Source organism: Pseudomonas sputi (genome assembly GCF_021603585.1).
Classification (GTDB): Bacteria; Pseudomonadota; Gammaproteobacteria; order Pseudomonadales; family Pseudomonadaceae; genus Aquipseudomonas; species Aquipseudomonas sputi.
This window is the reverse complement of sequence record NZ_BQHI01000003.1, coordinates 246,099-266,912: the sequence shown is the minus strand read 5'-3', so window position 1 is coordinate 266,912 and position 20,814 is coordinate 246,099. Positions and strand designations below refer to the sequence as shown.

The 20,814-nt window shown below is 62.6% G+C and carries 17 protein-coding genes; 8 read left to right on the top strand and 9 right to left on the bottom strand.

Translation table 11 applies throughout. The features are described from left to right. Window positions 1-49: 49 nt before the first annotated feature. The 9 genes from prfB to L6D81_RS06060 form a co-directional block, all read right to left on the bottom strand. Window positions 50-1,145, bottom strand: a protein-coding gene (gene prfB, locus L6D81_RS06100; protein WP_102621447.1) for a peptide chain release factor 2 whose coding sequence is annotated in 2 segments (ribosomal slippage) — window positions 50-1,072 and window positions 1,074-1,145 — 1,095 coding nt in all. Because the reading frame shifts where the segments join, the coding sequence is not laid out codon by codon here. A gap of 106 nt (window positions 1,146-1,251) precedes the next feature. Further along, window positions 1,252-2,253 (bottom strand): response regulator, encoded by a 1,002-nt coding sequence (locus L6D81_RS06095; protein WP_236178299.1) that lies wholly within the window; start codon window positions 2,251-2,253, stop codon window positions 1,252-1,254. 48 nt (window positions 2,254-2,301) lie between these two features. Next, the gene (cheB, locus tag L6D81_RS06090; RefSeq protein ID WP_236178298.1) at window positions 2,302-3,312 is read right to left on the bottom strand and encodes a chemotaxis response regulator protein-glutamate methylesterase; all 1,011 of its coding nucleotides are present in this window, start codon (window positions 3,310-3,312) and stop codon (window positions 2,302-2,304) included. After that, complete coding sequence (locus L6D81_RS06085; protein ID WP_236178297.1) at window positions 3,309-5,603, bottom strand: hybrid sensor histidine kinase/response regulator; 2,295 nt, start codon at window positions 5,601-5,603, stop codon at window positions 3,309-3,311. Before L6D81_RS06085 ends, cheB begins: the two co-directional genes overlap by 4 nt. Further along, window positions 5,600-6,283, bottom strand: coding sequence for a chemotaxis protein CheW (locus tag L6D81_RS06080; RefSeq protein ID WP_236178296.1), 684 nt, complete (start codon window positions 6,281-6,283; stop codon window positions 5,600-5,602). The genes L6D81_RS06085 and L6D81_RS06080 overlap by 4 nt, the downstream gene beginning before the upstream one ends. Beyond that, on the bottom strand, window positions 6,280-7,557 hold the full coding sequence (locus tag L6D81_RS06075; RefSeq protein ID WP_236178295.1) for a CheR family methyltransferase: 1,278 nt from the start codon (window positions 7,555-7,557) through the stop codon (window positions 6,280-6,282). Before L6D81_RS06075 ends, L6D81_RS06080 begins: the two co-directional genes overlap by 4 nt. Further along, window positions 7,554-8,090: a chemotaxis protein CheW gene (locus L6D81_RS06070; protein ID WP_236178294.1), complete on the bottom strand. Its 537-nt coding sequence runs from the start codon at window positions 8,088-8,090 to the stop codon at window positions 7,554-7,556. The genes L6D81_RS06075 and L6D81_RS06070 overlap by 4 nt, the downstream gene beginning before the upstream one ends. Continuing rightward, on the bottom strand, window positions 8,090-9,712 hold the full coding sequence (locus tag L6D81_RS06065; protein WP_236178293.1) for a methyl-accepting chemotaxis protein: 1,623 nt from the start codon (window positions 9,710-9,712) through the stop codon (window positions 8,090-8,092). Before L6D81_RS06065 ends, L6D81_RS06070 begins: the two co-directional genes overlap by 1 nt. A gap of 307 nt (window positions 9,713-10,019) precedes the next feature. Then, window positions 10,020-10,742: a tellurite resistance TerB family protein gene (locus L6D81_RS06060; protein WP_236178292.1), complete on the bottom strand. Its 723-nt coding sequence runs from the start codon at window positions 10,740-10,742 to the stop codon at window positions 10,020-10,022. Between the two features lie 176 nt (window positions 10,743-10,918). On the opposite strand from L6D81_RS06060, the gene L6D81_RS06055 reads away from it, so the two are divergent. From L6D81_RS06055 to L6D81_RS06020, 8 genes are all read left to right on the top strand, one after another. Further along, window positions 10,919-11,833: a LysR family transcriptional regulator gene (locus L6D81_RS06055; RefSeq protein ID WP_007954670.1), complete on the top strand. Its 915-nt coding sequence runs from the start codon at window positions 10,919-10,921 to the stop codon at window positions 11,831-11,833. 99 nt (window positions 11,834-11,932) lie between these two features. Then, window positions 11,933-13,420, top strand: coding sequence for a gamma-aminobutyraldehyde dehydrogenase (locus L6D81_RS06050; RefSeq protein WP_236178291.1), 1,488 nt, complete (start codon window positions 11,933-11,935; stop codon window positions 13,418-13,420). An 82-nt stretch (window positions 13,421-13,502) separates the two neighbouring features. Further along, the gene (ydcS, locus tag L6D81_RS06045) at window positions 13,503-14,654 is read left to right on the top strand and encodes a putative ABC transporter substrate-binding protein YdcS (protein WP_236178290.1); all 1,152 of its coding nucleotides are present in this window, start codon (window positions 13,503-13,505) and stop codon (window positions 14,652-14,654) included. Window positions 14,655-14,860: 206 nt separating this feature from the next. After that, window positions 14,861-15,898, top strand: a complete 1,038-nt coding sequence (locus tag L6D81_RS06040) for an ABC transporter ATP-binding protein (RefSeq protein ID WP_236178289.1) — start codon at window positions 14,861-14,863, stop codon at window positions 15,896-15,898. A gap of 1 nt (window position 15,899) precedes the next feature. Next, the gene (locus L6D81_RS06035) at window positions 15,900-16,835 is read left to right on the top strand and encodes an ABC transporter permease (RefSeq protein ID WP_236178288.1); all 936 of its coding nucleotides are present in this window, start codon (window positions 15,900-15,902) and stop codon (window positions 16,833-16,835) included. Then, the gene (locus tag L6D81_RS06030; RefSeq protein WP_236178287.1) at window positions 16,825-17,634 is read left to right on the top strand and encodes an ABC transporter permease; all 810 of its coding nucleotides are present in this window, start codon (window positions 16,825-16,827) and stop codon (window positions 17,632-17,634) included. Before L6D81_RS06035 ends, L6D81_RS06030 begins: the two co-directional genes overlap by 11 nt. A 50-nt stretch (window positions 17,635-17,684) precedes the next feature. Next, window positions 17,685-19,109, top strand: a complete 1,425-nt coding sequence (locus L6D81_RS06025; RefSeq protein ID WP_236178286.1) for a gamma-aminobutyraldehyde dehydrogenase — start codon at window positions 17,685-17,687, stop codon at window positions 19,107-19,109. A 168-nt stretch (window positions 19,110-19,277) separates the two neighbouring features. After that, on the top strand, window positions 19,278-20,762 hold the full coding sequence (locus tag L6D81_RS06020) for an APC family permease (RefSeq protein ID WP_236178285.1): 1,485 nt from the start codon (window positions 19,278-19,280) through the stop codon (window positions 20,760-20,762). Window positions 20,763-20,814: the final 52 nt, after the last annotated feature.

Here is a 20,814-nt window from a genome sequence, read left to right as displayed (position 1 = left end):
TGGCTCCTACAGGGATCGAGTTGAATCAGCCGATCCTGTATTGCGTTTCTTACAGGCCCGATTTCAGGCTGGCTTCCAGGTATTCGTCGATGTCGCCGTCGAGCACCTTGTCGCAGTCACTGCGTTCGATGTTGGTGCGCAGATCCTTGATCCGCGACGCATCGAGCACGTACGAACGGATCTGGTGACCCCAGCCGATGTCCGACTTGGTGTCTTCCAGCGCCTGGGACGCCGCGTTGCGCTTCTGCATTTCCTGCTCGTACAACTTGGCCCGCAGCATTTTCATGGCGGTGTCCTTGTTGGCGTGCTGGGAACGTTCGTTCTGGCAGCTCACCACGGTGTTGGTCGGTACGTGGGTGATACGTACGGCCGAGTCGGTGGTGTTGACGTGCTGACCACCGGCACCGGAGGAACGATAGGTGTCGATCCGCAGGTCTGCCGGGTTGATTTCGATTTCCACCTTGTCGTCGATCTCGGGCGAGACGAAAACCGCGGAAAACGAGGTGTGGCGACGGTTGCCGGAGTCGAACGGGCTCTTGCGCACCAGACGGTGCACGCCGATCTCGGTACGCAGCCAGCCAAAGGCGTATTCGCCCTTGATGTGCACGGTCGCACCTTTGATCCCGGCGACTTCACCGGCCGACAGCTCCATGATGGTCGCGTCGAAACCGCGTTTGTCGGCCCAGCGCAGGTACATGCGCAGGAGGATGTTGGCCCAGTCCTGGGCTTCGGTGCCGCCGGAACCGGCCTGGATGTCCAGGTAGGCGTTGTTCGGGTCCATCTCGTGGCTGAACATACGGCGGAATTCGAGCTTGGACAGGGACTCTTCGAGACCTTGAAGGACTTCGACGACGTCGTTGACCGCGCCCTCGTCGTTCTCTTCAACGGCCATGTCCAGCAGCTCGCGGCAATCGGCCAGGCCACCGTTCAGTTCGTCGAGGGTGTCGACGATCTGCGCCAGCGCAGCGCGCTCGCGGCCCAGTTCCTGGGCGTATTCAGGTTTGTTCCAGACAGCAGGATCTTCAAGCTCGCGATTGACTTCGATCAGACGCTCATGCTTTTGATCGTAGTCAAAGATACCCCCGAATAGTTTCGGAGCGCTCGGACAGGTCCTTGATGGTGTTCAGGATCGGGTTGATTTCCATGACGGGCAGCACTCGTTGGCGAACTTTTGAAAGCCGGCGAGTATAACGTAATCAAGCTGTCACGGCAGCCCGTCTGGCGGCTCTTGAGGCGAATGAAACTGGTGGTTCATTCGATCCCCACCTGATTGCGCCCGTTGTTCTTGGCCAGGTACAGGCCGCGATCCGCCGCCGAGATCAGCAACCGGCAGTCGCTGCCCGACTCCGGCACCATGGTCGCCAGGCCGATGCTGATGGTCAGGCTCGCCCCTTCGGCCGGGGTATTGTGCGGAATCTTCAGCGCCGCGACCGTCTGGCGCAGCTTTTCCGCCACCAGTCGGGCCCCGCCCGGCGAGGTGTTGGGCAGCACCAGCGCGAACTCTTCGCCGCCATAGCGCGCCGGCAAGTCGGACGGCCGGGCACTGGCCTCACGGATTGCCGTGGCGACCTTGCGCAACGCTTCGTCGCCTTCGACGTGGCCGAAGGTGTCGTTGTAGGACTTGAAGTAATCGACGTCGATCATCAGCAGCGACAACTGGCTCTGGTCACGCAGCGAGCGGCGCCATTCCAGTTCCAGGTATTCGTCGAAATGCCGGCGGTTGGACAGCCCGGTCAGGCCGTCGGAATTCATCAGCCGTTGCAACACCAGGTTGGTGTCGAGCAATTGCTGCTGGCTGACCCGCAACGCGCGGTAGGCCGCGTCCCGTTGCAGCAAGGTCATGTAGGAGCGCGAGTGATAGCGGATGCGTGCCACCAGCTCGATGTTGTCCGGCAGTTTCACCAGGTAATCGTTGGCCCCGGCGGAAAACGCCGCGCTCTTGATCAGCGGATCCTCCTTGGTCGACAGGACGATGATCGGAATGTCCTTGGTCGCCGGGTGATTGCGGTACTCGCGCACCAGGCTCAGGCCGTCGAGGCCGGGCATCACCAGATCCTGCAGGATCACGGTCGGCTTGATCCGCACCGCGTGGGCCACGGCCTGATGCGGGTCGGAGCAGAAGTGGAAGTCGATGTTCTCTTCATTCGACAGCCCACGGCGCACGGCCTCGCCGATCATCGCCTGATCGTCCACCAACAACACCATGGCGGCGTTCTCGTCGGTTTTGATGTCATCGATCTGTAAGTCATTCATGGGCGGTCACCTGAGTGCTGCGAGGGCCAGGATTGCGGATGGACGTATTCATTTGGGGAAAATCTCCAGCAATCGTGGCGCTATCTTTTCCAGTGGACGGATCTCTACGGCCGCGTCGATGGCTGCGGCAGCCTTGGGCATGCCGTACACCGCACTGCTTTGCTGATCCTGCGCGATGGTCAGGTAACCCTGTTGGCGCATGAGCTTAAGCCCTTGAGCCCCGTCGCGTCCCATTCCTGTCAATAAAACCCCTACTGCGTCACCGTTCCAGTAATTGGCGACGCTTTCGAAAAACACGTCGATCGAGGGGCGGTAGATCTCGTTGACCGGCTCGGCGGTGTAGGCCAGCGTACCGTTCTTGAGCAAACGGATATGGTGATTGGTGCCGGCCAGCAACACCGCGCCGGCCTGCGGCGGTTCGCCCTCGCGGGCCAGACGCACGTCCAGGCCGCTGGCGCTGGCCAGCCATTCGGCCATGCCGGCGGCAAACACCTGGTCAACATGCTGCACCAGCACGATGGCCGCCGAAAAGTGGCGCGGCAGCCCCTTTAGCAAGACTTCCAGCGCCGCCGGCCCTCCGGCCGAAGAGCCGATCGCCACCAGCCGCTGGCGCGAGGCGGTACTGCGCGGTGTCGCAGGCGCCGGACGCGAGCGGGCGGTTTTCTCGCCGATCAGCCAGCCGATGTTGAGGATTTTGCGCAGCAGCGGCGCCGCTGCTTGCTGGGCATTGCCGGCGCCGATGGCCGGGGTGTCGACCACATCCAGCGCGCCATGGCCCATGGCTTCGAACACCCGGTGCACGTTCTGCTGGCGGTCCACGGTGACAATGACGATCGCGCACGGGCTCTCGGCCATGATCCGGCGGGTCGCCTCGACGCCATCCATCACCGGCATGATCAGGTCCATCAGGATCAGGTCCGGGGTATTTTCCGCGCACAGACGCACTGCTTCGGCGCCGTTTTTGGCAACCCACACCACCTGATGCGCTGGCTCGAAGGCCAGCGCGCGGCGCAGGGCCTCCACCGCCAAAGGCATGTCGTTGACGATTGCGATCTTCACGCCCGCGCTCCTCCGATGAGCTCAACCACCGCGTCGAGCAAGGCGTCGTCATGAAAACTGGCCTTGGCCAGATAATAGTCGGCGCCGGCGTCCAGTCCACGGCGGCGGTCTTCCTCGCGATCCTTGTAGGACACCACCATCACCGGCAGCGATTGCAGACGATTGTCGCGGCGCAGCAGCGAAACCAGTTCGATGCCGTCCATGCGCGGCATGTCGATATCGGTGATCAGCAGATCGAAGTCCTCCGAACGCAAGGCGTTCCAGCCGTCCATGCCGTCCACTGCAACGGCCACGTCGTAGCCGCGATTGAGCAGCAGCTTGCGTTGCAGCTCGCGCACGGTCAGCGAGTCGTCGACCACCAGAATCCGTTTGCGCGCCGCCTCGGCGGCCTGATTGCCGTGACGCGCGATACGTTCCAGACGCCCGGTGTTGAGCAGTTTGTCCACTGAACGCAGCATGTCCTCGACATCGACAATCAGCACCACCGAACCATCGTCGAGCAGGGCCCCGGCAGAAATGTCCTGCACCTTGCCCAGCCGCTCGTCCAGCGGCAGCACCACCAGCGTGCGCTCGCCAATGAAACGCTCGACTGCCACGCCGTAGATTGCATCGCGCTCGCGGATCACCACGACTTTCAAGGTCTCGCCGCTGTTCTGGCTGGCCGGTCGCTGCAACAACTGACTGGCCGCCACCAGCCCGACATGCCGGCCCTCGTGCCAGAAATGCTGGCGCCCTTCGACCTGCACGATGTCGTCCGGCGCCAGGTCGCACATGCGCTCGATGTGCGCCAGCGGGAAGGCGTAGGCCTCGTCGCCGACTTCCACCACCAGACTGCGCACCACGGAAAGGGTCAGCGGCACTTCCAGATGGAAACGGCTGCCCTCGCCCGCCGTCTGCTCCAGCACCACCGCACCGCGCAACTGGCGGACCATGTGCTGCACCGCGTCGAGGCCTACGCCGCGACCGGAGACCTCGGTCACCTTGTCCCGCAGGCTGAAACCCGGCAGAAACAGGAAGGTCAGCAGTTCTTCTTCGCTCAACTGGGCGGCGGTTTCGGCGGGCGACAACTGACGTTCGACGATGCTGCGCCGGACCTTTTCCAGATCCACGCCGTTACCGTCATCGCTCAGTTCCAGCACCAGCAGACCGGCCTGATGCGAGGCCCGCAGGCGAATCAGGCCTTCCTCGGGCTTGCCTTTGAGCAGGCGTTCCTGCGGCATTTCGATGCCATGATCGACGGCGTTGCGCAGCAGGTGCGTGAGCGGTGCTTCGAGTTTTTCCAAAACATCGCGGTCGACCTGGGTCTTCTCGCCCTCGATCTCCAGCCGCACCTGTTTGCCGAGGCTGCGACCGAGGTCGCGCACCATCCGCACCTGCCCGGACAGCACATCGGCAAAAGGCCGCATGCGGCAGGCCAGCGCGGTGTCGTAGAGCACTTGTGCGCGCTGGCTCGCTTGCCAGGCGAACTCGTCGAGTTCGGCGTTTTTCTCGGCCAGCAGTTGCTGGGATTCGGCGAGCAAACGGCGCGCGTCTTCCAGCGCCTCTTGAGCTTCAAGGCTCAAGGCGTGTTCCTTGAGATGCACGTTAAGACTTTCCAGCGCCCGCAGACCGTTGTTCTGCATGCGCTTGAGGCGCTGCATGGTGGCCAGGTGCGGCTTGAGGCGCTGGGTTTCCACCAGGGATTTGCTCGACAGGTCGAGCAGGCTGTTCAGGCGTTCGGCCGTGACCCGCAGCACCCGCTCGCCGCCTTCGGTGGTGCGCTTGCTTTTACGTGGTGCGGGTTCCGGCTCGGCGATCTCGACGGATGGTTCGGCGGGCGCTGGCTCAACCACCGACGGTGGCTGAAGCTGCAACTCGGCCATCGGTGGCGCACTCGCAGCGGCGAGCACTACTGGCGGCGCCGCCGGATCGAGCAATCCGCCCATCAACGCCACGTAAGCCTCGATGTCCGCCGGTTGCGGGCCGTTGGCCGGGGTGGCGATGCGCATCAGCAAATCAGTGCCTTGCAACAGCGCATCGATATGTTCCGGGCGCAGGAACAACCGCCCTTCCTGGGCGCTGACCAGACAATCCTCCATCACATGGGCGACGCTGACGCCGCTGTCGATGCCGACAATCCGCGCCGCGCCTTTCAGCGAGTGCGCCGCGCGCATGCACGATTCGAGCTGATCGGCCTGGGTCGGGTTGCGCTCCAGCGCCAGCAGCCCGGCGCTGAGCACCTGGGTCTGGGCTTCGGCTTCGAGGCTGAACAGCTCGAGCAGGGAGGCGTCGCGCATTTGCTCGGGGGTCATGTGAGGCTCCGGGACACGGCGGACAATAGCTGTTCTTCATCCAGCCAACGCAGGCTGCGACCTTTGAAAGGCAGCACGCCTCGGGTGTATTTGGCGCTGGCGTGTGCGCCGGAGCGTGAGGCGGCGTCGAGGATTCGCTCGTCGATGGCGTGAATCCCGTCGACTTCGTCCACCGGCACCACCACCGGCCCGCCCTGGGCCGAGATGATCAGCATGCGCGGCATGATCCGCGCGCCGGTCGCCGGGGCCGCATGGCTGTCGAGGTCGAGCAGTTCGACCAGCGACAGACACGCCACCAGCGCACCACGCACGTTGGCCACGCCGAGCAAGGCTCGGGAGCGCTGGTGCGGCAGCGAGTGAATCGTCTGCAACGGCGCGACCTCCACCAGACTGCGCGTAGCCAGGCCGAGCCATTCTTCGCCGAGGCGGAACATCAACAGCGAACGGGTCTTCAGCTCGGTTTCGACCTGGGTCGCCACCGGATCGCGCTCGTCCTGCTGCAACGCATAGCGGTCGAGCAGGCGCGTGGCGGCGGCGGAATACACCGAGCAATTGCGGCAATGGATGTGTTCATCCAGCAGCGGACAGGACTTGTCGCCGTGGATGCCGATGCGGTTCCAGCAATCATCGATGGCCCGGGCGTCTTCGTGGGTGACGTTCAAAGTGTCGGACGGGATCATCGTTTACGCTCACTGTCGGCGGTGCGGTCGCTGCGGGCGGCGCGCTCCTGCAATCGTCTGGCACCGGCCGTGTCGCCCTGGGCCTGCAGCAAGGCGGCAAGGTGCATCAGGGCTTCGGGGTGTTGCGGTTCGAGGTACAACGCCTTGCGGTAAAAGCCCTGGGCTTGGAGGGCGCTGCCGGCGACATCGCTGAGCAGGCCGAGCCAGTAGAACACTTGGGCCACCGGCTCATGGCAGCGCAAATACTGCTCGCACGCCGCGCGGGCCTCGGCGCTTTTGCCTTCGTTGGCCAGGGCGGCGATGCTGGCCAGCAAGGTCGCGGCGTCGGTGTTGGTGCTTTTAGCCGTCGCCGTCAACGGCGTCACGCCAGCAAACGGTCGGTTGCGCACCGGCGGCGGTGGCGTGCTGCGCAGCGGTTGGCGCACAGGCAACGGCACAGGAGTCGCGGTCGGCATCGGCAACGGTTCGGGCTGCGGTTCGCTGTGACGACTGAAGGCAAAGGACTGCGCAATCCCGATCGAACGCATGCCCAACCGCCCAAGCAGACTGCCCTCGGCCGGGCCGATAAACAGCACGCCATCGACATGGGTCAGGCGCTTGAGCACGGCGAACACCTGCTGCTGGGTCGGTTGATCGAAATAGATCAGCAGGTTGCGGCAGAACACGAAATCGAACGGCGGCTCGTTGACCAGCAATGACGGATCGAGCACGTTGCCGACCTGCAGGCGCACTTGCTCGCGGACGATTTCATTCACCCGGTAACCCTCGTGTTCGGCAGAAAAATGCCGCTCGCGAAAATCCAGTTCCTGACCGCGAAACGAGTTCTTGCCGTACAGCGCCCGCCGCGCCTTGTCCACCGACAACGGGCTGACGTCCATGCCATCGACCTTGAACTGATGGGGCTTGAGGCCGGCATCGAGCAAGGCCATGGCAATCGAATAGGGTTCTTCGCCCGTGGAACACGGCAGGCTGAGGATGCGCAGCGCGCGCATGTTGTTCAGTTCACCCAGACGTTTGCGCGCCAGCTTGCCCAGGGTGGCGAAGGATTCCGGGTAACGAAAAAACCAGGTCTCGGGGACGATCACCGCTTCGATCAGCGCCTGCTGTTCATCCCGCGAGCCTTGCAGCGTCTGCCAGTACTCATTGGCACTCACCGTTTGCGACAGGGTGATGCGCTGGCGCACGGCCCGTTCAATGATTGCCGGCCCCACCGACGCAACGTCGAGACCGATGCGTTCCTTGAGGAAGTCGAAGAAGCGCTGGTCACTGCTCATGGCTGCTCCTCAAGCCGCTTCGGGTCCAGCGGCGGCGACGGGAACAACAGCGTACGCACCGACTCGTCCAGCAAGTCGTTGACCCGCACCCATTGCACCAGCCCCTGGGCGTCTTCACGCACCGGCCCCAGGTACGGCGCCTGACGATTGTCGAGGCCGTACGGCTGAAAATCTTCCGGGTTGCAGCGCAGGGTATCGGTGGCCTGTTCGAGGATCAGGCCCAGCCATTGCGCGGGTTGCGAGTCATCCGCGCGGTAATGCACCAGCACCAGTCGCGTGCTGGTGCGCGCCTCGGCAGGATGGCCGAAGGTCAGGGCACTGAGGTCGATCACCGGCACCACCGTGCCGCGATAGGCAAACACCCCCGCCACCCAGTGCGGCGCCCGGGCAATCGGCTTCAACGGCAGACGCGGCAGCACTTCGGCCACTTCCGTGGCACGCAGGGCGTAACGTTCGCTGCCGATGCGAAACAGCAGGAACAACGCCTGCTTCGCCACCGGTGCAGCGCTGCGTTTGACGGTGATTTCGCTCATCAGACTTTGAATCGCGAAACGCCGCTGCGCAGGCCCACGGCCACCTGGCTCAGTTCGTCGATGGCGAAACTGGCCTGACGCAACGACTCGACGGTCTGGCTGCTGGCATCACCCAGCTGCACCAGCGCGTGGTTGATCTGCTCGGCACCGGTCGCCTGGGCCTGCATGCCTTCGTTGACCATCAACACCCGCGGCGCCAGCGCCTGCACCTGATGGATGATCTGCGACAGCTGCTCGCCGACCTGCTGCACTTCGGCCATGCCGCGCCGCACTTCCTCGGAGAACTTGTCCATGCCCATCACCCCGGCGGACACCGCCGACTGAATCTCGCGGACCATCTGTTCGATGTCATACGTGGCGACGGCGGTCTGATCCGCCAGACGCCGCACCTCGGTGGCGACCACGGCGAAACCGCGACCGTATTCACCGGCCTTTTCCGCTTCGATCGCGGCGTTCAGAGACAGCAGGTTGGTCTGGTCGGCGACCTTGACGATGGTCACCACCACCTGATTGATGTTGCCGGCCTTCTCGTTGAGGATCGCCAGTTTGGCATTCACCAGATCCGCCGCGCCCATCACCGAGTGCATGGTGTCTTCCATGCGCGCCAAACCTTGCTGCCCGGAACCGGCCAGCACCGAAGCCTGATCGGCGGCGGTGGACACTTCGGTCATGGTGCGAACGAGGTCGCGGGAGGTCGCCGCAATCTCGCGGGACGTCGCGCCGATTTCAGTGGTGGTCGCGGCGGTTTCGGTGGCGGTAGCCTGCTGTTGCTTGGAAGTGGCGGCGATCTCGGTCACCGAAGTGGTGACCTGCACCGACGAACGCTGGGCCTGGGACACCAAAGCAGTAAGCTCGGTCATCATGTCGTTGAAGCCGGTTTCCACGGCCCCGAACTCGTCCTTGCGGTCGAGGTTCAAGCGGCTGCTCAGATCGCCGGTACGCATGATGTCGAGGATCTGCACGATGCGGCTCATCGGCGCCATGATCGCGCGCATCAGCAGCAGACCGCAGAAACCGGCGGCCAGCACCGCCACCAGCAGCGAGACGAACATGCTGACCTTGGCCGCCGCCACGGCCTCGTCGATGTTGGCCATGGCCTTGTCGGCGACTTTCTTGTTCTCGCCGATGATGTCGTTGAGTTTCATCCGGCCCGAGTACCAGGCCGGTGTCAGTTGTTCGTTGAACAGCTTGACCGCATCGGCTTCGAGATTGCGCTTGTGCAGGTCGAGCACCGCATCCTGAATTTTCAGGTAGTTGTCGTGATACTTCTCGAACGCCGCGAATTCGAGCTTGTCCTCGTCCGTGACCACCGTGCCACGGTAATTGGCCATCTGCTCCTGAAGTCGGGATTCGAAAGCCTTGTAATCGGCCGCATCTTCACTGCTGATGCCCTGCCCTTCCTTGAGCCCCAGCAGTTCCTGGGTCTGCAGATAGCTGTCGACCCACGCACCACGAATCATCGAGCTGTAATAGACGCCGGGAATCGCGTCGTCACGGACGCTGTTTTCACTGGCTTCGATCTTCAGCAGCCGCGAATACGAGACGACCACCATCAGCAGCATGATGGCGATAATCACCGCAAAGCTCGCCAAAATGCGTTGGCGCAACGTCCAGTTCTTCACAGTCAGTCCTCGGGGCGGGTCGAAATGCGGGGGAGTATAGCTGAGGGCGGTGTTTCATTTATAAGACGGTTTGCCGCGCTCAGGCCTGCCGATGGTAAACGGGGTGGGCTCTGGACAGGGACTTTCAAGGAATCGGAGGGTGGCGTGCCAGTGACGCAATGGCAAAAAGGGGCGGTGGATTGGCCATTCCCGGTGCAGACGATCTGGCGATACCGTAACGCGCGCTCGCCGGCGTTTTTTTCAGCCACAACGAAAGAACCCGCCATCCTGTGCGGGATCGCGGGTTCTGAAATCGCTGACAGCGGTTTTACTGGGTAGCTACACGTACCTGCTTCTCAAGCTCCACCTTCAACCCCGGCTCCAGCTTCAACTGCCGCGCCAGTTCATCCAGATAGCTCTTCTCCATGAAGTTCTCCTCATCCACCATCATCACACTTGCCACGTACATTTCGGCGGCCATCTCCGGTGTGCTTGCCGCGCGGGCGACGTCGGTGGGGTCGAGGGGTTTGTTGAGTTCGGCGTGGAGCCAGTGCGTGAGTTCCTGATCGTTGTCGAGTTTGGTGAATTCGCCTTCGATCAGTTGGCGTTCGCGGTCGTCGATGTGGCCGTCGGCCTTGGCGGCGGCGACCAGGGCCTTGAGGATGGCCTGGCTGTGTTGTTCGACTTGCGCCGGTGGCAGACGGTCAAGGGTTTGCGGTTCGTTCTGTGGGGCGGTGCCTTTTTGGGCGTTCCAGTTGCCGTAGGCTTTGTAGGCGATCACGCCCAGTGCGGCGAGGCCGCCGTAAATGGCGACTTTACCGCCAACCTTGCGGGCCTTTTTACTGCCCAGCAGCAGGCCCATGGCCCCGGCTGCCAAGGCACCTCCGCCGGCACCGGAGAGCAGGCTGCCCAGGCCGCCGTTGCCGGATGAGCCGCCCAGCAAACCGCCGAGTCCACCGGCAGCCGACTTGTTCTGCGCCCCGCCCGCCTTGTTCTGCAGCAGATCCTGGCCGGACTTGAGGAGTTGATCAAGCAATCCACGGGTGTTCATGTTCCGTCTCCAAACAGGGGTTATCCGGATCAATAAGGCCCTCAGCCTAGTTCGAAAGTGCCCGTCACTTGGGTGCGAGTGTGCTTCCAGATGTTGCCTGGCCCGCAGCAGCCCTTCGCGAAAATAGATATACACTCGAGGCAATCTAAAAAAACCGCCCACCGGGTAAACCGTCCATGATGACCTTGCGTCAGATCCGCCATTTCATCGCCGTGGCCGAGACCGGCTCGATCTCCGCCGCCGCGCAAACCGCGTTCATTTCCCAGTCGACACTGACCCTGGCCATCCAGCAACTGGAGGAAGAAATCGGCGTCAGCCTGTTCAACCGCCACGCCAAGGGCATGACGCTTACCCATCAGGGACACCAATTCCTGCGCCAGGCGCATCTGATTCTGGCGACCGTGGACAACGCCAAGCGCAGCCTGCAACAGAGTACCGATCAGGTCGCCGGACAATTGATCGTCGGCGTGACCAGTCTGGTAGCCGGTTATTACCTGGCAGACTTGCTCACTCGTTTCCAGCGCGCCTACCCCAATGTCGAGATCCGGGTGATGGAGGACGAGCGCCCGTACATCGAGCATCTGCTGGTCAGCGGCGAGATCGATGTCGGGGTGTTGATCCTCTCCAACCTCGAAGACCGCCACGCCTTGCAAACCGAAGTGCTGACCCACTCGCCGCACCGTTTGTGGCTGCCGGCCCAGCATCCGCTGCTGGAACACGACAGCATCAACCTTGCCGATGTCGCCCGGGAGCCGTTGATTCAGTTGAACGTCGACGAGATGGATCGCAACGCCCAACGTCTTTGGCGTGGTGCCGGACTGCAACCGAAGATCACCCTCAGAACCGCCTCCACCGAAGCAGTACGAAGTCTGGTGGCGGCGGGATTGGGCGTGTCGATCCAGCCGGACATGACCTACCGCCCATGGTCGCTGGAAGGCGACATCATCGAGGCGCGGCCGATTGCCGACCTCAACCAGACCCTCGACGTCGGTCTGGCCTGGCGCCGTGGCACTGCGCGCCCCGCGCTGGTCGATCCGTTCCTGACCGTGGCCCGCGAACAGCCACACGGCGGACGCAAGCCATCTATTTAATCGAATGCCACCTTCAGTATTTAGAATTTGTCGACCCCGGAGCCGCGCACTAGTCTTGCTGCATCAATAAGACGGTCGGCGCCCGGAACAGGGAGCCATATGACCACACAAGAAAAGAGACCCCGGAAAATGGCTGGCGCGCAGACCCCCATGCACACCGCGTTGCTGATCGACGGCGAACTGGTCGCCGGCCTGGGTTTTGTCGAGCCGATCCTCAACCCGGCCACCGGCGAAGTCCTGACCCAGATCGCCGAAGCCAGCACCGAACAAGTCGAAGCCGCGATCCTCGCCGCCCACCGCGCCTTTGCCGAGTGGTCGCGCACCACCCCGCAACAACGCTCGAACCTGTTGCTGGAAATCGCCAGCGCCGTCGAAAAGCACGCCGACCACCTCGCTCGCCTCGAAGCCCTGAACTGCGGCAAGCCGCTGCATCTGGCGCGGCAGGACGACTTGACCGCGACCGTCGATGTGTTTCGCTTCTTCGCCGGTGCCGTACGCTGCCAGACCGGCCAGCTCAGCGGCGAATACGTGCCGGGCTACACCAGCATGGTGCGCCGCGATCCGATTGGTGTCGTCGCCTCGATTGCGCCATGGAACTACCCGATCATGATGGCCGCGTGGAAAATCGCCCCGGCCCTCGCCGCCGGCAATACGCTGGTGTTCAAGCCGTCCGAGCACACGCCGCTGTCGATTCTGGCACTGGCTCCGGCGTTGGCCGAAATCCTGCCGCGCGGGGTGATCAACATTGTCTGCGGTGGCGGCGAAGGCGTCGGCAGCCACCTGGTTGGCCATCCGAAAGTGCGCATGGTGTCGCTGACCGGCGATATCGTCACCGGCCAGAAAATCCTCCAGGCCGCCGCCAAAACCCTGAAGCGCACCCACCTCGAGCTCGGCGGCAAGGCCCCGGTGATCGTCTGCAACGATGCGGATCTCAAAGCCGTGGTCGAAGGCGTGCGCACTTATGGCTATTACAACGCCGGGCAGGATTGCACGGCGGCTTGCCGGATCTACGCCCAGGCCGGGATTCACGACAAATTGGTGGCTGAACTCGGTGCGGCGGTCAGCAGCCTGCGCTTCGCCGGTAAGCGTGACGCCGACAACGAGATCGGCCCGCTGATCAGCACCCGCCAGCGCGACCGTGTAGCCAGTTTCGTCGAACGCGCCCTCGGTCAGCCGCACATCGAGCGGGTGACCGGCGCGGCGGTGCATTCCGGCGCCGGGTTCTTCTATCAGCCAACGTTGCTGGCCGGTTGCAAGCAGAGCGATGAAATCGTCCAGCGCGAAGTGTTCGGCCCGGTGGTGACCGTGACCCGTTTCGATGAGCTGGCGCAAGCGGTGGACTGGGCCAACGACTCGGAATATGGCCTGGCTTCGTCGGTCTGGACCCAGAATCTCGATAAAGCAATGCAGGTCGCCGCACGCCTGCAATACGGCTGCACCTGGATCAACAGCCATTTCATGCTGGTCAGCGAAATGCCTCACGGCGGGCTGAAACGCTCCGGTTACGGCAAAGACTTATCCAGCGATTCGCTACAGGACTACAGCGTGGTGCGGCACATCATGGCCCGCCACGGCCAGCATCTCTGACTACGCTAATAACAAGCCGCTGACGGCATGCTTCACCGCGTTCACAACTGCCCCGACCATAATTTAAAGAAGAGGGTTCACCATGTTCGTGCACAAGACCGCACTGCTCAGTGCAATCACCACGGCCCTGCTGGCCAGCGCCAGCCTGCAGGCCGCCGAGCCGCTCAAAGCCGTCGGCGCTGGCGAGGGCCAGCTGGATATCGTCGCCTGGCCCGGCTACATCGAACGCGGTGAAAGCGACAAGGCCTACGACTGGGTGACCGGTTTCGAGAAGGAGACCGGCTGCAAGGTCAATGTGAAAACCGCCGCCACCTCTGACGAAATGGTCAGCCTGATGGCCAAGGGCGGTTACGACCTGGTGACGGCGTCGGGCGATGCCTCGCTGCGGTTAATCGTCGGCAAGCGTGTGCAACCGATCAACACCGCGTTGATCCCGAACTGGAAATCCCTCGACCCGCGCCTGAAAGACGCGCCGTGGTACGTGGTCAACAACCAGACCTATGGCACCCCGTACCAGTGGGGGCCGAACGTGCTGATGTACAACACCAACGTGTTCAAGACCGCGCCAACCAGCTGGAACGTGGTGTTCACCGAACAGAACCTGCCCGACGGCAAGCCGAACAAGGGTCGCGTGCAGGCCTACGACGGCCCGATCTACATCGCCGACGCGGCGCTGTACCTGAAATCCACCAAGCCTGAGCTGGGGATCAAGGATCCGTACCAACTCACTGAAGATCAGTACAAGGCCGTGCTGGAACTGTTGCGCGCCCAGCAGAAGCTGATCCACCGCTACTGGCACGACACCACCGTGCAGATGAGCGACTTCAAGAACGAAGGCGTGGTTGCGTCCAGCGCCTGGCCGTATCAGGTCAACGGCCTGATCAACGAGAAACAGCCCATTGCCTCGACCGTGCCGAAAGAAGGCGCCACCGGTTGGGCGGACACCACCATGCTGCACACCGAGGCCAAGCACCCGAACTGCGCCTACAAGTGGATGGACTGGTCGCTGCAGCCGAAAGTGCAGGGTGATGTGGCGGCCTGGTTCGGTTCGTTGCCGGCGGTTCCGGCGGCTTGCCAGGGCAGTGAGTTGCTCGGCGCTGAAGGTTGCAAGACCAACGGGTTCGATCAGTTCGACAAGATCGCCTTCTGGAAAACACCGCAGGCTGAGGGCGGGAAGTTTGTGCCGTATAGCCGCTGGACGCAGGATTACATAGCGATTATGGGCGGTAGGTAATCCCCACACACCGATCGTTCCCCCGCTCTGCGTGGGAATGTAGCCCGTGACGCTCTGCGTCATCTCATGCCAATGGACGCGGAGCGTCCGGTGATGCATGCCCACGCAGAGCGTGGGAACGATCAACACACCGCCAAACGATCCAGTTTTTCAGAAGTCCAGGCAGGGCCGCTGCGACGGCCTTCGCCTTTTTGGAGCACCGCACCATGACCCTTGCAGTCCAGTTCACCAACGTTTCCCGGCAGTTCGGCGAGGTGAAGGCCGTTGACCGGGTTTCCATCGATATCCAGGACGGCGAGTTCTTTTCCATGCTCGGCCCCTCAGGTTCCGGCAAGACCACGTGCCTGCGCCTGATCGCCGGGTTCGAACAACCGAGTGCGGGCTCGATCCGCATTCACGGCGCCGAAGCCGCCGGCCTGCCGCCCTATCAACGTGACGTCAACACGGTGTTTCAGGATTACGCGCTGTTCCCGCACATGAACGTGCTGGACAACGTCGCCTACGGTTTGAAAGTCAAAGGTGTGAGCAAAACCGAACGCCACAAGCGCGCCGAAGAAGCCTTGGACATGGTCGCACTCGGTGGCTACGGCACGCGCAAACCGGTGCAATTGTCCGGCGGTCAGCGCCAACGTGTCGCCCTCGCCCGCGCGCTGGTCAATCGTCCGCGCGTGCTGTTGCTCGATGAGCCTTTGGGCGCCCTTGACCTGAAGCTGCGCGAACAGATGCAGAGCGAACTGAAGAAGCTGCAACGCCAGCTCGGCATCACCTTCATCTTCGTCACCCACGACCAGACTGAAGCGCTGTCGATGTCCGACCGCGTAGCCGTGTTCAACAAGGGCCGCATCGAACAGGTCGACACGCCGCGCAACCTGTACATGAAACCGACAACCACCTTCGTCGCCGAATTCGTCGGCACCTCGAACGTGATTCGTGGCGATCTGGCGCGTCAGCTCAGCGGCCATCCGCAGCCGTTTTCAATCCGTCCGGAACACGTGCGTTTCGCCGAAGGCCCGCTGGCCAGCCATGAAATCGAAGTCAGCGGCCTGCTCCACGACATCCAGTATCAGGGCAGCGCCACGCGCTATGAACTGACCCTGGAAAACGGCCAGACCCTGAGCATCAGCCAGGCCAACAATCAGTGGATCGACAGCAGCGCACAGCACCAGACCGGCCAGCGCATCAGCGCACGCTGGGCGCGGGAAGCGATGATTGCGTTGCACGACACCGTTGCGAGCGAGGTGTGACATGACCGCCCTCGCCCTCCCGCATTCGGCGCCGTTGCGCAGGTTTTCCAACCTGCTCTATCGCAAGCCGAACCTGTACCTGTCGATGCTGCTGGTGCCGCCGCTTTTGTGGTTTGGCGCGATCTATCTGGGCTCGCTGCTGATGTTGTTGTGGCAAGGTTTCTACACCTTCGACGACTTCACCATGGCCGTCACGCCCGACCTGACCCTGGCCAACTTCGCCGCGCTGTTTCAGCCGTCGAACTTCGACATCATTCTGCGCACCCTGAGCATGGCCGTCGTGGTGTCGATTGCCAGCGCCATCGTCGCGTTCCCGATTGCCTACTACATGGCGCGCTACACCACCGGCAAGACCAAGGCGTTTTTCTACATCGCGGTGATGATGCCGATGTGGGCCAGCTACATCGTCAAGGCCTACGCCTGGACGCTGCTGCTGGCCAAGGGCGGCGTGGCGCAGTGGTTCGTTCAGCACCTGGGGCTGGAGCCGGTTCTGCAGTTCATTCTGGGGATTCCCGGGGTCGGCGGCAGCACCTTGTCGACCTCGCACCTGGGCCGGTTCATGGTGTTCGTCTACATCTGGCTGCCGTTCATGATCCTGCCGATCCAGGCCTCACTGGAACGCCTGCCGCCATCGTTGCTGCAAGCCTCCGCCGACCTCGGGGCCAAGCCGCGCCAGACTTTCATGCAGGTCATTCTGCCGCTGTCGGTGCCGGGGATTGCCGCCGGTTCCATTTTCACGTTCTCGCTGACCCTGGGCGACTTCATCGTGCCGCAACTGGTGGGCCCGCCGGGCTACTTCGTCGGCAGCATGGTCTACGCGCAGCAAGGCGCAATCGGCAACATGCCAATGGCCGCGGCGTTCACGCTGGTGCCGATCGTGCTGATCGCCATCTACCTGTCCATCGTCAAACGACTGGGGGCTTTCGATGCACTCTGACAAAGCATCCATAGGGCTGAAAATCGCAGCCTGGGGCGGGTTGGTGTTTCTGCACTTCCCGATCCTGATCATCTTCCTTTACGCCTTCAACACCGAAGACGCGGCGTTCAGCTTTCCACCGAAAGGCTTCACGCTGCACTGGTTCAGCGTGGCGTTTTCGCGGCCGGACGTGCTGGAAGCGATCAAGCTGTCGTTGCAGATCGCGGCCATCGCCACGCTGATTGCCATGGTGCTCGGCACCCTCGCTTCGGCGGCGCTGTACCGTCGGGACTTCTTCGGCAAACAGGGCATTTCGCTGATGCTGATCCTGCCCATTGCACTGCCGGGGATCATCACCGGGATCGCGCTGCTGGCGACCTTCAAGACGCTGGGGATCGAGCCGGGAATGTTCACCATCATCGTCGGCCACGCGACCTTCTGTGTGGTGATCGTCTACAACAACGTCATCGCCCGTCTGCGCCGTACCTCGCACAGCCTGATCGAGGCGTCGATGGATCTCGGCGCCGACGGCTGGCAGACCTTCCGCTACATCATCCTGCCCAACCTTGGCTCGGCTTTGCTTGCCGGCGGCATGCTCGCGTTTGCGCTGTCGTTCGACGAAATCATCGTCACCACTTTCACCGCCGGCCATGAGCGCACCTTGCCGCTGTGGTTGCTCAATCAACTGAGCCGCCCACGGGATGTGCCAGTGACCAACGTCGTGGCGATGCTGGTGATGTTCGTGACCATGCTGCCGATCCTTGGCGCCTACTACCTGACCCGGGGTGGCGAGAGCGTCGCGGGCAGCGGCGGCAAATGATTTCCCTGATCTTTCCCACCCTGAATTTGCAGTAGAAAGAGGACAACAACATGCAAACCAAACTCTTGATCAACGGCCAACTGGTCAACGGCGAAGGCCCGGCGCAACCGGTGCTCAACCCGGCGCGGGGCGAAGTGCTGGTGGAAATCAACGAAGCCACCGAGGCCCAGGTCGATGCCGCCGTGCGCGCCGCCGACAGTGCCTTCGCCGAATGGTCGCAGACCACGCCGAAGGATCGTTCGCTGTTGCTGCTCAAACTCGCCGACGCCATCGAAGCCCACGGCGAAGAGCTGGCGAAACTGGAATCGGACAACTGCGGCAAACCCTACAGCGCCGCGCTGAACGACGAGATTCCGGCGATCGCCGACGTGTTCCGTTTCTTCGCTGGCGCCAGCCGTTGCATGAGCGGTTCGGCCGGCGGCGAATACCTGCCCGGCCACACCTCGATGATCCGCCGCGACCCGGTGGGCGTGATCGCCTCCATTGCGCCGTGGAACTACCCGCTGATGATGGTCGCCTGGAAAATCGCCCCGGCCCTCGCCGCCGGTAATACCGTGGTGCTCAAGCCGTCGGAACAAACCCCGCTGACCGCGTTGCGTCTGGCCGAACTGGCGTCGGATATTTTCCCGGCCGGTGTACTCAATCTGGTGTTCGGGCGTGGGCCGAGCGTGGGCAGTCCGCTGGTGACCCATCCGAAAGTGCGCATGGTCTCGCTGACCGGCTCTATCGCCACCGGTTCGAACATCATTTCCAGCACCGCTGACAGCGTCAAACGCATGCACATGGAACTGGGCGGCAAGGCTCCGGTGATCATCTTCGACGACGCCGACATCGACGCGGCGGTCGAAGGCATTCGCACCTTCGGCTTCTACAACGCCGGTCAGGACTGCACCGCCGCGTGCCGGATCTATGCCCAGCAAGGCATCTACGACCAGTTCGTCGAGAAGCTCGGCGCAGCGGTCAGCAGCATCAAGTACGGCTTGCAGGATGATCCGTCGACCGAACTCGGGCCGCTGATCACCGCCCAGCATCGCGACCGCGTGGCCGGGTTTGTCGAACGCGCCGTGGCGCAACCGCACATTCGCTTGATCACTGGCGGTAAAGCTGTCGAAGGCAATGGTTTCTTCTTCGAACCGACGGTGCTGGCCGACGCGCAGCAGGATGACGAAATCGTCCGTCGCGAAGTGTTCGGGCCGGTGGTGTCGGTGACCAAATTCACCGATGAGGCTCAGGCGCTGGAGTGGGCCAACGATTCGGACTACGGCCTGGCGTCCTCGGTGTGGACGACGGATGTCGGGCGCGCCCATCGCCTGTCCGCCCGTTTGCAGTACGGCTGCACCTGGGTGAACACGCACTTCATGCTTGTCAGCGAAATGCCCCACGGCGGTCAGAAACTGTCCGGTTACGGCAAGGACATGTCCATGTACGGGCTGGAGGACTACACCACGGTTCGGCATGTGATGTTCAAGCACTAAAAGCATCGCCAGCAGGCTGGCGATGGCGTCACCTCGGTTTCAGGAAGGAAACCGGCATTACGCACCACCAGGCATTCAAAACAATAACTACCGATCCGGGCGGCGCCTTCACGGCACCGCCACGGCTTCGGCCATCCGAAATCTGCCGATTTCACGGAGCAAACACACATGAGTGCATCACCCGATCTCTCAGCCGCCGTTGCCGACAGCGATGCCGAACAACTGCGCCAACTGGGCTACACCTCCAACTTCAACCGCAGCATGAGCCTGTGGGAAAACTTCGCATTGGGCTTCACTTATCTGTCACCGGTCGTAGGGGTTTATACCCTGTTCGGCCTGTGCCTGGCCGCCGGCGGACCACCGATGTTCTGGGCCTATTTGCTGGTCGGTTGCGGGCAATTGCTGGTGTGCCTGATTTTCGGCGAAGTGGTGTCGCAGTTCCCGATTTCCGGGGGTGTTTATCCGTGGGCGCGGCGGTTGGTCGGCAAGAAATGGGCGTGGATGGTCGGCTGGATCTATTCCATCGCCCTGTGCGTGACCATCGCTGCCGTGGCGGTCGGCGCGGGCCCGTACCTCGCGGCCATGCTCGGTTTTGAGCCGAGCAACAACACCAACATCGTCATTGCCCTGGTGCTGACGCTGTTCGCCACCCTGGTGAATCTCAGCGGCACCCAAGTGCTGGCGCGGATCGCCATGTTCGGCTTCCTCTGCGAACTGGTGGGCGCGGTGATCGTCGGCGTGTACCTGCTGATCTTCGAGCGTCACCAGCCGATCAGCGTGCTGTTCAACACCTTCGATATCAGCGTCGACGGCTCTTACCTGCCGGCGTTCCTCACCGCGTCGTTGGCGGGGATGTTCCTCTACTACGGCTTCGAAGCCTGCGGCGACGTGGCCGAAGAAACCCCGAACCCGAGCGCAAAAATCCCGGTGGCCATGCGCATGACCATCTACATCGGCGGCATCGCGGCGATGTTCGCTTGCCTGGCGCTGATCCTCGCCGTGCCGGACATGCAAGCGGTGATCAACGGCACCGATAAGGACCCGGTCACCACCATCCTCAACAACGCCTTCGGCCCGGTCGGTTCGAAAGTGGTGATGGGCGTGGTGATGATTTCCTTCATCTCCTGCGTCATCAGCCTGCAAGCGGCGGCGAGTCGTCTGCTGTACTCCTACGCTCGCGATGAAATGGTCATCGGCAGCCGACTGCTGAAAAAGATTTCTCCCACGACCCAGGTGCCGGTTGCTGCACTGTTCGTGTCCGGCGTCCTGCCCGGCCTGATCATCGCCCTCGGCTTCTTCCTGCAAGACGCCGTGGCCACCATCGTCAGCTTCGCCGCCATCGGCATTTACCTAGCGTTCCAGATGATCGTCCTCGCCGCCCTGTACGCCCGCAGCAAAGGCTGGAAACCGAGCGGCAAATTCACCCTCGGCGCCTGGGGCTGGCCGGTGAACATCGGCGCGCTGGTGTACGGCGTCGGCGCAATCATCAACATGGCCTGGCCACGTACGCCGGATGCAGCGTGGTACATCAACTACGCGATGGTGCTGAGCACGGCGATCGTGATTGGGCTGGGGTTGATTTACATGTGGATTGGCAAGCCGTATGACCATGGGAAGGCGCCGGCTGGGGATGCTTGGAAGGTGGGTCGCTAAAAGCGTTTGGCCCCGGCACCGATAGAGTGCCGGGGTTCAAGAAAGCCGACGC

Excerpts from the sequence above, each read along its gene's own strand:
- L6D81_RS06095 (WP_236178299.1), bottom strand. The coding sequence starts at position 2,253 with ATGAATGACTTACAGATCGATGACATCAAAACCGACGAGAACGCCGCC.
- L6D81_RS06085 (WP_236178297.1), bottom strand. The coding sequence starts at position 5,603 with ATGACCCCCGAGCAAATGCGCGACGCCTCCCTGCTCGAGCTGTTCAGC.
- L6D81_RS06080 (WP_236178296.1), bottom strand. The coding sequence starts at position 6,283 with ATGATCCCGTCCGACACTTTGAACGTCACCCACGAAGACGCCCGGGCC.
- L6D81_RS06075 (WP_236178295.1), bottom strand. The coding sequence starts at position 7,557 with ATGAGCAGTGACCAGCGCTTCTTCGACTTCCTCAAGGAACGCATCGGT.
- L6D81_RS06070 (WP_236178294.1), bottom strand. The coding sequence starts at position 8,090 with ATGAGCGAAATCACCGTCAAACGCAGCGCTGCACCGGTGGCGAAGCAG.
- L6D81_RS06060 (WP_236178292.1), bottom strand. The coding sequence starts at position 10,742 with ATGAACACCCGTGGATTGCTTGATCAACTCCTCAAGTCCGGCCAGGAT.
- L6D81_RS06055 (WP_007954670.1), top strand. The coding sequence starts at position 10,919 with ATGATGACCTTGCGTCAGATCCGCCATTTCATCGCCGTGGCCGAGACC.
- L6D81_RS06050 (WP_236178291.1), top strand. The coding sequence starts at position 11,933 with ATGACCACACAAGAAAAGAGACCCCGGAAAATGGCTGGCGCGCAGACC.
- ydcS (WP_236178290.1), top strand. The coding sequence starts at position 13,503 with ATGTTCGTGCACAAGACCGCACTGCTCAGTGCAATCACCACGGCCCTG.
- L6D81_RS06040 (WP_236178289.1), top strand. The coding sequence starts at position 14,861 with ATGACCCTTGCAGTCCAGTTCACCAACGTTTCCCGGCAGTTCGGCGAG.
- L6D81_RS06035 (WP_236178288.1), top strand. The coding sequence starts at position 15,900 with ATGACCGCCCTCGCCCTCCCGCATTCGGCGCCGTTGCGCAGGTTTTCC.
- L6D81_RS06030 (WP_236178287.1), top strand. The coding sequence starts at position 16,825 with ATGCACTCTGACAAAGCATCCATAGGGCTGAAAATCGCAGCCTGGGGC.
- L6D81_RS06025 (WP_236178286.1), top strand. The coding sequence starts at position 17,685 with ATGCAAACCAAACTCTTGATCAACGGCCAACTGGTCAACGGCGAAGGC.
- L6D81_RS06020 (WP_236178285.1), top strand. The coding sequence starts at position 19,278 with ATGAGTGCATCACCCGATCTCTCAGCCGCCGTTGCCGACAGCGATGCC.